Source organism: Streptomyces sp. 13-12-16, from assembly GCF_002114215.1.
Taxonomy (GTDB): Bacteria; Actinomycetota; Actinomycetes; order Streptomycetales; family Streptomycetaceae; genus Streptomyces.
In genome coordinates this window covers 1-9,532 of sequence record NZ_NCTE01000528.1, presented here as the reverse complement: position 1 = coordinate 9,532, position 9,532 = coordinate 1, and the positions used below count along the sequence as shown (strand labels likewise).

Below are 9,532 nucleotides of genomic sequence, written 5' to 3'. Positions count from 1 at the left end.
GAGCGCGGCCACGGTGACGGCGGCGACACGTCTGCCGCGCGCGGTGCGGCGCCCCGGGGGCGCGGGCCATCTGGGTATCAAGGCGAGAACTCCTTGCGCTTACGGCTCGATTCGGGTCCGACCCCGTACGCCGCGGCACGGCCTGTTTCGGCCACGTCACCGGAGCGTCGGCGTGACCGTATCGCCGTTGAAAGCTTTACAGCAAGGGTTGTGAAAGTAACGGTAAGGACTTGCATGCGGACGCGGGCCGTGCCGCCGCCCCGTGAACGGCGGCGCGGCCCGCGCGCGTTCAGCAGGACGACTTGCCGGCGTACACCGCGAGGGCCGTGTGGGAGCCCAGGGTGGCGGTGAGCTGTCCGGAGCCGTTCACGGTGACCGTGGTGTTGTTCTGGACGTTGCAGTACGTGCCCGCGGCCAGGGAGGTCTGGTAGGTGCGGGTCAGGGAGCCGGACTCGTGGTTGATGGCCACGAAGCCCTTGCCGCCCCGGCCGAAGGCGATCGCGTCACCGCCGTTGTCCCACCAGTTGGTCACCGCCTGGCCGCGGGTGGCGTTGCGGAAGGCGACCATGGACTTGATCTCGGGCCAGTTGTGCTGGCACTTCCAGCCGCTCTGCCAGCAGGCGTCGACCCGGCCGCCGTTGGGCGGTCCGGCGTCGTGGTCGGTGAACTCGTAGCCGGAGTTGATGTCGGGGGCGCCGTAGGGCCAGGCCAGCATGAAGACGTTGGCCAGGGTGTAGTTCGCGCCGTCCTTGTAGCTCAGGGTCGAGCCGTTGCGCTCGGTGTCGTGGTTGTCGACGAAGACGCCCGAGACACCGCTGTTCAGGTAGCCCCAGCCCTCGCCGTAGTTCTTCAGGTAGGCGAGGTTCTCGTTGTTGAAGACCCGCTTGAGGTCGTACGCGTAGCGGAACTCCTGGACGTCGCCGTTGCCCGTGTACTCGGTGGGCTGGACGGCCTCGCCCGCGCCGTGAATGACCTCCTGCTTCCAGTACACGCCCGGGTTGCTCAGGCGGGACTTGATGTTCGCCAGGTCGGCGGCCGGCATGTGCTTGGCGGCGTCGATACGGAAGCCGTCCACGCCGAGGGAGAGCAGGTCGTTGAGGTACTTGGCGATGGCGCCGCGGACGTAGTCCTCACCGGTGTCGAGGTCGGCGAGGCCGACGAGTTCGCAGTTCTGGACGTTGCCGCGGTCCTGGTAGTTGGTGATCTGCGAGGTGCAGTTGTCGAAGTCGTACGAGGAGTACAGGCCGGGGTAGGTGTACTTCGTGTACGACGAGCCACCGGTGCCGGTGCCGCTGCCCGCGGACATGTGGTTGATGACGGCGTCGGCGACGACCTTCACACCGGCCGCGTGGCAGGTGTTCACCATGTTCTGGAACGCGGCGCGGTCACCGAGCCGCCCGGCGATCCTGTAGCTGACCGGCTGGTACGACGTCCACCACTGCGAGCCCTGTATGTGCTCGGCGGGCGGGGAGACCTGGACGTATCCGTATCCGGCGGGGCCGAGGGTGGTGGTGCACTCACGGGCGACCGAGGCGAAGTTCCACTCGAACAGGACGGCGGTGACGTCCTTGCCGCCGGGCGGGGACGCCTCCGCACTGGTCGGAGCCATGACAACCGAGACGGCCGCGAGAGCGGCGATCCCGGCGAGGGTTCTGCGTGCCATGTGGGGTTACCTTCTTCATCGAAGGGTGTGGGGATACCGCCCGGGTCGCTTGAAGCTTCTTGCAGAAATCTTCAGCGACCTTGCGGCAACGCAGATGGTAGAGGCCCGCCACCCGAAAGGGCAGCGGGCCGTACCGATTCGAACGAAAAAAGTTGCGAGCCGGACCTCAGCCCGTGGTCCACCACACGGTGGTGTCGGCGGGCACCTTCGCCTCGCCGGCCGTCTCCTCCACCTCACCGCTGGCGAGCAGGACACGACCGTACGACGGGGTGGTCACCGACTCCCCCGTGGTGTTGGCGACGCACACGAAGTCGCCGCGCCGGAAGGCGAGGACGCCCTCGGGGGCGCGCAGCCACTCCACCGCGTCACCGGCGCCCAGGTCGGCCTGGTCCCGGCGGACGGCGAGCGCGGAGCGGTACAGCTCCAGGGTCGAGCCGGGGTCGCCGGTCTGCGCCTCGACGCTCAGCCCGCCCCACTCCGCCGGCTGCGGCAGCCAGCTCCCGCCGTCACCGAAGCCGTACGAGGAGCCCTCGCGGGTCCACGGGATCGGGACGCGGCAGCCGTCACGGAAGCCGTCCTGGCCCGCGCCCCGGAAGTACGCCGGGTCCTGGCGCACCTCGTCGGGCAGGTCCACGACGTCCGGCAGGCCGAGCTCCTCGCCCTGGTAGACGTAGGCCGAACCGGGCAGTGCCAGCATCAGCAGGGTGGCGGCGCGGGCGCGGCGCAGGCCCAGCTCGCGGTCGCCGGCCAGGCGGATCTGGGTGCCCAGGCCGGCCGGGTTGGCGAAGCGGGTGGCGTGCCGGGTGACGTCGTGGTTGGACAGCACCCAGGTGGCGGGGGCGCCGACCGGGCGCATGGCGTCCAGGGTGCGGTCGATGACCGTGCGCAGCTCCTCGGCGTCCCAGTGGGTGCCCAGGTACTGGAAGTTGAACGCCTGGTGCAGCTCGTCGGGGCGGACGTAGTTGGCGGTGCGCTCGACGGTCGGGGTCCACGCCTCGGCGACGAAGATGCGCTCTCCGCTGTACTCGTCGAGGATGAGCCGCCACTGCCGGTAGATGTCGTGGACGCCGTCCTGGTCGAAGAACGGCATGACATCGTTGCCCAGAAGCTTGAGCTGCTCGTGGTTTCCAAGGTCGGGCAGCCCCTCGGCCTTCACCATGCCGTGGGCGACGTCGATGCGGAAGCCGTCCACGCCCATGTCCAGCCAGAACCGGAGGATGGAGCGGAACTCGTCGCCGACCGCCGGGTGCTCCCAGTTGAAGTCGGGCTGCTCGGGGGCGAACAGGTGCAGGTACCACTCGCCGGGCGTGCCGTCGGGCTCGGTGACGCGGGTCCAGGCGGGGCCGCCGAAGATCGACTCCCAGTCGTTGGGCGGCAGCTCGCCGTTCGCGCCCTTGCCGGGGCGGAAGTGGTAGCGGTCGCGCGAGGGCGATCCGGGGCCCTCGGCGAGGGCGCGCTTGAACCATTCGTGCTGGTCCGAGGAGTGGTTCGGGACCAGGTCGACGATGATCCTGAGGCCCAGTCCGTGGGCGTCCCGGATCAGCGCGTCCGCGTCGAGCAGGGTGCCGAACATGGGGTCGACGGCGCGGTAGTCGGCGACGTCGTAGCCGGCGTCGGCCTGCGGGGAGGCGTAGAAGGGGCTGAGCCACACGGCGTCCACGCCGAGGTCGCGCAGGTACGGCAGGCGGGAGCGGATGCCTTCCAGGTCGCCCATGCCGTCGCCGTTGCTGTCGGCGAAGCTGCGCGGGTACACCTGGTAGATCACCGCGTCCCGCCACCAGTCGCGACGCCGGGTGACGGTGGCGACGGCCGCGTCGGTGGTGGGGGTCGGGGCCGGGGCGGCGGAGTGCTGCTGGCTCATGTCGTCCTTGATACGAGTGCGGTCGGGGAGACGAGTGGGGGTGGGCGGCGAGGAAGGAGGCGGCCGCGGTGACGGCGGGGTCGGATGGACACCGCGGCCGCCCACCCGCGCGGATCAGGCGCGCGGGAGTCGCTCGCGCGAAGGGGTCAGCCCTTCGTGCCGCCGGCGGTGAGACCGGTGACCAGGTTCTTCTGCACGAGGTAGAAGAACGCGGAGACCGGTATCGCGATCAGGACCGCGGTGGCGGCCATGAGGTTGCGCTGTGCGTCGTGCTCGCTGACGAAGCTCTGCAGACCGACGGCGAGCGTGTACTTCTCGTCGTCGAGCATGAACGTCGTCGCGAAGGCGACCTCGCCGAACGCGGTGATGAAGCTGTAGAACGCGGCGACCGCCAGCCCGGGCTTGGCGAGCGGCAGGATCAGCCGCGCGAACGTGCCGAAGGGGGTCAGCCCGTCGACGCGTCCCGCCTCGTCGATCTCGAACGGGATGGTGTCGAAGTAGCCCTTCATCAACCAGGCGCAGTACGGCACCGCCGTCGAGCAGTAGACGAGGATGAGTCCAAGGTAACTGTCGATGAGCTGCAGGTCCGAGAGGATCTGGTACATCGGGACCATCAGGACGGCCACCGGGAACATCTGGGTGAGCAGGAGCACCCACATGAACTTCCGGTAGCCCGGGAAGCGCATGCGGGAGACCGCGTAGCCGGTGGTGGCGGCGACCAGGACGCCGATGACCGTGGTGCCGAGCGAGACGATCAGCGAGCTCTTCAGCCAGTCGAAGAAGTTCGTGTTCTGCAGGACGAACGAGTAGTTGTCCAGCGTCATCTTGCCCCAGATGCCGCCGGGACGCAGGTAGTCGTCCTTGTCGGGGCCGAGGGACAGGAAGACCAGCCAGGCGACCGGGAACAGCGCGATCAGACTGGCCACGGTCAGCACGCCGTGCGTGGTGAGGCGGGCCAGCGGGCTGCTCTCGCCGCGCCGACGCGACCTGCGGGCCGGGGTCTTGTCGTCGGCAGGCCGGTCCGCCGGAGCAGTGGGGGTGACGGTAGAGGTGCTCATGGGGACTCCTGCCTCAGATCGCGAGCTGCTGCTCATTGCGGTTCAGCCAGCGGCGGTAGAAGGAGGTGAAGACGACGAGGATGGCCAGCAGCAGCATGCCGTAGGCCGCGGACTCGGCGAACTCGCGCGGCTGCTGTCCGAAGCCGAGCTGGTAGGCCCAGGTCACGAGGATCTGCGCCTCCGGGGCGGTGTTGCCGAACAGCAGGAAGATCACGGCGAACTGGTTGAAGGTCCAGATGACGCCGAGCAGGACCACGGTGGAGCTGACCGAGCGCAGGCCGGGCAGGGTGACGTGGCGGAAGCGCTGCCAGGCGTTGGCGCCGTCCATCTCGGCCGCCTCGTACAGGCTGGCGTCGATGGACTGCAGGCCGCCGAGCAGGGAGATCATCATGAAGGGCACACCGCACCAGGTGTTGACCGTGATGGCGGCGACGCGCTGCCAGAAGGTGTCCTCCAGCCACGCCGGGGTCGGCAGGCCGAGGGAGTCCAGGGCGGTGTTGATGATGCCGGCGTCGGCCAGCATGAAGCGCCAGCCGAAGACGGTGACGAAGGTCGGCACGGCCCACGGCAGGATCAGGACCAGCCGGTAGAGGGTGCGCCCGCGCAGCTTCTGGTTGAGCAGCAGGGCGAGGCCCAGGCCGATGCCGTAGTGCAGGGCGACGCAGGCGGCCGTCCACACGATCGTCCAGATGAAGTGCGACCAGAAGCGGTCGTAGGCCGTCTCGCCCCACAGGATGTCGGCGTAGTTGTCGATGCCGATGAACTTGTAGGTGGCCTCGATCTCGTTGACGCCGATGGTGCGGGCCGAGTTCAGGCTGTCCGCGTCGGTGAGGGTGAGGTAGAAGCCGTACGCCAGGGGGTACAGCACGATGACGCCGAGCACCAGGACCACCGGCGCGATCATGGCGTAGGCGTACCAGTGCTTCTGGAAACTGCGCTTCAGGCGGCCGGCCGGGCCGGGGCGGGGCGCGCGGTCACCGCGGCGCTTGCCGGTCGCGCGGTCGATGGCGACTGTCATGGTTCGGCACCTTCTGGATGATCAAGGAGTACGGCACACAGGCCGGCGGCCGCCGGACCCTCCCCTCCTGGAAGCGGGTCCGGCGGCCACACGGGCATTACTTGCTGAAGTCCGGCACCAGCTTGGCGATCGCGGTCTCCGCGTCACCGAGGCCCTTGTCCAGGGACTCCTTGCCGCTCGCGATCTGCGGCAGCTCGTCGTCCAGCGGACCCCACAGGGAGCTGTACTCGGGCAGGGCCGGGCGCGGCTGGGCGGCGGAGAGGACCGTCTGGTAGCCGGCGATGCCCGGGTCGGCCTTGACCTTGTCGGTGTAGGCGTCGTCACGCGTGGGCAGCGTGGAGTTCTTCAGCGCGATGGTCTCCTGCGCCTTGGCCGAGGTCATGAAGTTCACGAACTTCAGCGCGGCCTCCTGCTTCTCCTTGGTGGAGCCGGCGTAGACGGAGAGGTTGTGGCCGCCGGTCGGGGCGCCCGCCTTGCCGGCGGAGCCGGCCGGGACGGTGACGATGCCGAGGTTGTTCTTGTCCTTGAAGGCGGAGCCCTTGTAGAAGTTGGTGATCTCCCACGGGCCCTGGATGATCGAGGCGACCTTGCCGTTGACGAACGCGTCCTGGATGTGGGCGTAGGCGTCGGCGGTGACGTCGGCCTTGTGCAGGCCCTTGCCGTCGAAGAGGTCCAGCCAGGTGCCGTACGCCTTCTCGGCCTCGGCGGACTTGACGGTGATCTTCTTGGCGTCGGCGTCGACCATGTCGGTGCCCTCGCCGTACAGGAACGGCTGGGCGTAGTAGCCGGCCGTGGAGCCCCAGTAGCCGTCGACGCCGGTCTTGTCCTTGATGGTGGCGGCGGCCTTCTTCAGGTCGTCCCAGGTCTTGGGGGCCTCGACGCCGGCCTTCTCGAACAGGGCCTTGTTGTAGACGAAGGCGAGGGTGTCCGTGGTGAAGGGGACGCCGTAGGTCTTGCCCTCGTACTTGGCCTGCTCGATCAGGTTGGGCTTGAACTTGTCCTGCTCGGCGAGGGCCTCGGTGCCGTCCAGCGGCAGGAAGAAGCCCTTCTTGGCGAAGGCGGGGGTCCAGCCGACCTCGGAGCGCAGCACGTCGGGGGCGCCCTTGGAACCGGCGGCGGTGTCGAACTTGTTCTGCGCCTGGTCGAAGGGGACGTTGACGAACTTGACCTTGATGTCCTTGTTCGCGGCCTCGAACTCCTTGACCAGGGCCTGGTACGTCGGCGCCTCGTTGGTCGCGTTGGAGGTGTCCCACCAGGTGATGGTGACCGGGCCGCCGGCCGAGTCGCCGCTGTCGCTGTCTCCGCCGCAGGCCGTCGCCGCGAGGGCGAGGGACGCCACCAGCGCGGTGGCCGCTATGCCACGCCGCATGAGGTTCTCCTTGAGGGTGAAAGCCCGTGTGGTGCAGGGTCGGCCCCGTCTGCCGTCCTGCTGACTTGCCGAGGGCGCCGTTGCCGCCGCCGGGCGACGTGAACGTAACAGCGCCGGAACCTTTTCGAAAGACCTTGCAGAAAAGTTTTGCAAGCGCCGCCGAGAGTTATGCCGCCGTGACCTGTTCTCGACCGCCCGGCAACCCGGGTTTCCGCCCGTACGACAGGGGTTCGGACTGTTGTGCAAGACTCTGCAAGCACTTGCCATCCGTTGCCGCCGGGGGAATCATCCCTTGCGGACGGACGCCGACCACGACTTGAGGGACCGCGATGACCCAGCAGCCCGCAGCGGGCCGTTCGACGGCGCGCACCAGGCGTCCGATCGGTGTGCAAGGGGAGAACCGGCAGCTACAGTCCACTCCTGTGACCACACGCCTTGCCGACATCGCTGCTCAGGCGGGGGTGAGCGAGGCAACCGTCAGCCGCGTCCTCAACGGCAAGCCGGGCGTCGCCGCCACCACCCGCCAGTCCGTGCTCGCCGCCCTCGACGTCCTCGGCTACGAGCGTCCGGTGCGGCTGCGGCAGCGCAGCGAGGGCCTGGTCGGACTGATCACCCCGGAGCTGGAGAACCCGATCTTCCCGGCGCTGGCCCAGGTCATCGGGCAGGCGCTGACCCGGCAGGGCTACACGCCGGTGCTCGCCACCCAGACCCCGGGCGGGTCGACGGAGGACGAGCTCACCGAGATGCTCGTGGACCGCGGGGTGGCCGGCATCATCTACGTCTCCGGACTGCACGCGGACACCACCGCCGACACCCAGCGCTACGAGCGGCTGCGGGCGCAGGGCGTGCCGTTCGTGCTCGTGGACGGTTTCTCGCCGAAGGTGCAGGCGCCGTTCATCTCCCCCGACGACCGGGCCGCGATGGCGCTCGCCGTCACCCACCTCGTCTCCCTCGGCCACACCCGGATCGGTCTGGCGCTCGGGCCGAAGCGGTTCGTGCCGGTGCAGCGCAAGATCGAGGGCTTCGTGCGCACCGTGCAGGAGCAGCTCGGGCTGAGCACCGAGACGGTCGAGACCGAGCTGGTCCAGCACTCGCTGTACACACTGGAGGGCGGCCAGGCCGCCGCCACCGCGCTGATGGACCGCGACTGCACGGCGGTGGTGTGCGCGAGCGACATGATGGCGCTGGGCGCGATACGGGCGGCCCGGCAGCGCGGTCTGGACGTGCCGAAGGACATCTCGGTGGTCGGCTTCGACGACTCCCCGCTGATCGCCTTCACCGACCCGCCGCTGACCACGGTCCGCAAGCCGGTCCCGGCGATGGGCCAGGCCGCGGTGCGCACGCTGCTGGAGGAGATCGGCGGAACGCCCGCGCCGCACAGCGAGTTCGTGTTCATGCCGGAGCTGGTGGTGCGCGGTTCGACCGCTTCGGCCCCTGGGGACCGGAATCGTCCCTAGGGCGGAGAGCGGGACCCCCGGCGCACTGCCACAGGAGGAGGGGGCGGGCCTGCCCCCGGGGGAGAACATGCGGGTACGGCCCGACCGGGGGATGATCTGGGGGAGGGTCTTTTCTGGCAGACTCTGGCCCATGGGTGACACGACGGTGACAACGCTGGAAGGCCGGGAAGAGGCCGCAGCGCACCCCGTCGCGGAGGAGACGGGGCCGGGCCGCCTGCGGCGCCTGCGCGCGCCCCGCCGGCCCCGGCTGTGGTTCGAGATCCTGCTGATCGCGGTGAGTTACTGGACGTACTCGCTCGTCCGCAACGCCGTGCCGGAACAGCGGGCCGAGGCGCTGCGCAACGCCGACTGGATCTGGCGCCTCGAGCAGCAGCTGGGTCTCGCCGTCGAGGAGTCCGTCAACCACGCCGTGAACTCGGTGACCTGGCTCATCGTCGGCATGAACTACTACTACGCCACCTTGCACTTCGTGGTGACACTGGGTGTCCTGGTGTGGCTCTACCGTGGTCATCCCGGCCGGTACGCGGCGGCCCGCCTGGTCCTCTTCACCACCACCGGCATCGCCCTCGTCGGCTACTACCTGTATCCGCTCGCTCCGCCCCGGCTGATGAACGGCCAGGACTTCATCGACACCGTCATGGTCCACCAGACGTGGGGGTCGATGGCCTCCGGCGACCTGAAGAACATGTCGAACCAGTACGCCGCGATGCCGTCGATGCACATCGGCTGGTCGGTGTGGTGCGGACTGACGATCTTCGCGCTGGCCACCGTCCCCTGGGTGCGGGTGCTGGGCCTGGTGTACCCGGCGGCCACGCTGGTGGTCATCGTCGCCACCGCCAACCACTTCTGGCTGGACGCGGTGGGCGGCGTCCTCTGCCTGGCCTTCGGCTACGGCATCGCACTGCTCTGGTACGGACGTCAGCCGTACACCCTGCCGAGGCTGGTGCCCGAACAGCGGAAACGGGAACCGGAGCGGATCGCGGTGCCGAAGCAGGGCTAGCCCGGCGGGCCGGGCGCCACCTCCTCAGGGGCCCGGCCCCCCGTCCCGGGCGGCGGCCGGACCGCCGCCTTTGCCGGGCGGACGGGGCGCCGCGGCCCCCGGGAGG

At 69.3% G+C, this 9,532-nt stretch carries 7 protein-coding genes; 2 read left to right on the top strand and 5 right to left on the bottom strand.

Annotation, left to right across the window (positions count from 1 at the left end; all coding sequences use genetic code 11):
* Positions 1 to 289 precede the first annotated feature (289 nt).
* The 5 genes from B7767_RS21355 to B7767_RS21335 form a co-directional block, all read right to left on the bottom strand.
* A complete protein-coding gene (locus B7767_RS21355; RefSeq protein ID WP_085573618.1) occupies positions 290 to 1,663 on the bottom strand; it encodes an alpha-amylase family protein in 1,374 nt (457 codons plus the stop codon).
* Between the two features lie 166 nt (positions 1,664 to 1,829).
* On the bottom strand, positions 1,830 to 3,524 hold the full coding sequence (locus B7767_RS21350) for a glycoside hydrolase family 13 protein (RefSeq protein WP_085573617.1): 1,695 nt from the start codon (positions 3,522 to 3,524) through the stop codon (positions 1,830 to 1,832).
* A gap of 146 nt (positions 3,525 to 3,670) precedes the next feature.
* Positions 3,671 to 4,582, bottom strand: coding sequence for a sugar ABC transporter permease (locus tag B7767_RS21345; RefSeq protein WP_085573616.1), 912 nt, complete (start codon positions 4,580 to 4,582; stop codon positions 3,671 to 3,673).
* A 13-nt stretch (positions 4,583 to 4,595) separates the two neighbouring features.
* Positions 4,596 to 5,600, bottom strand: coding sequence for a carbohydrate ABC transporter permease (locus tag B7767_RS21340; protein WP_085573615.1), 1,005 nt, complete (start codon positions 5,598 to 5,600; stop codon positions 4,596 to 4,598).
* A 97-nt stretch (positions 5,601 to 5,697) separates the two neighbouring features.
* Positions 5,698 to 6,969, bottom strand: coding sequence for an extracellular solute-binding protein (locus B7767_RS21335; RefSeq protein ID WP_085573614.1), 1,272 nt, complete (start codon positions 6,967 to 6,969; stop codon positions 5,698 to 5,700).
* 422 nt (positions 6,970 to 7,391) lie between these two features.
* On the opposite strand from B7767_RS21335, the gene B7767_RS21330 reads away from it, so the two are divergent.
* Positions 7,392 to 8,426 carry a LacI family DNA-binding transcriptional regulator gene (locus B7767_RS21330; RefSeq protein WP_085573613.1) on the top strand — a complete coding sequence of 345 codons (1,035 nt, stop codon included), beginning with the start codon at positions 7,392 to 7,394 and terminating at the stop codon, positions 8,424 to 8,426.
* Between the two features lie 130 nt (positions 8,427 to 8,556).
* A complete protein-coding gene (locus B7767_RS21325; RefSeq protein ID WP_085573612.1) occupies positions 8,557 to 9,426 on the top strand; it encodes a phosphatase PAP2 family protein in 870 nt (289 codons plus the stop codon).
* Positions 9,427 to 9,532: the final 106 nt, after the last annotated feature.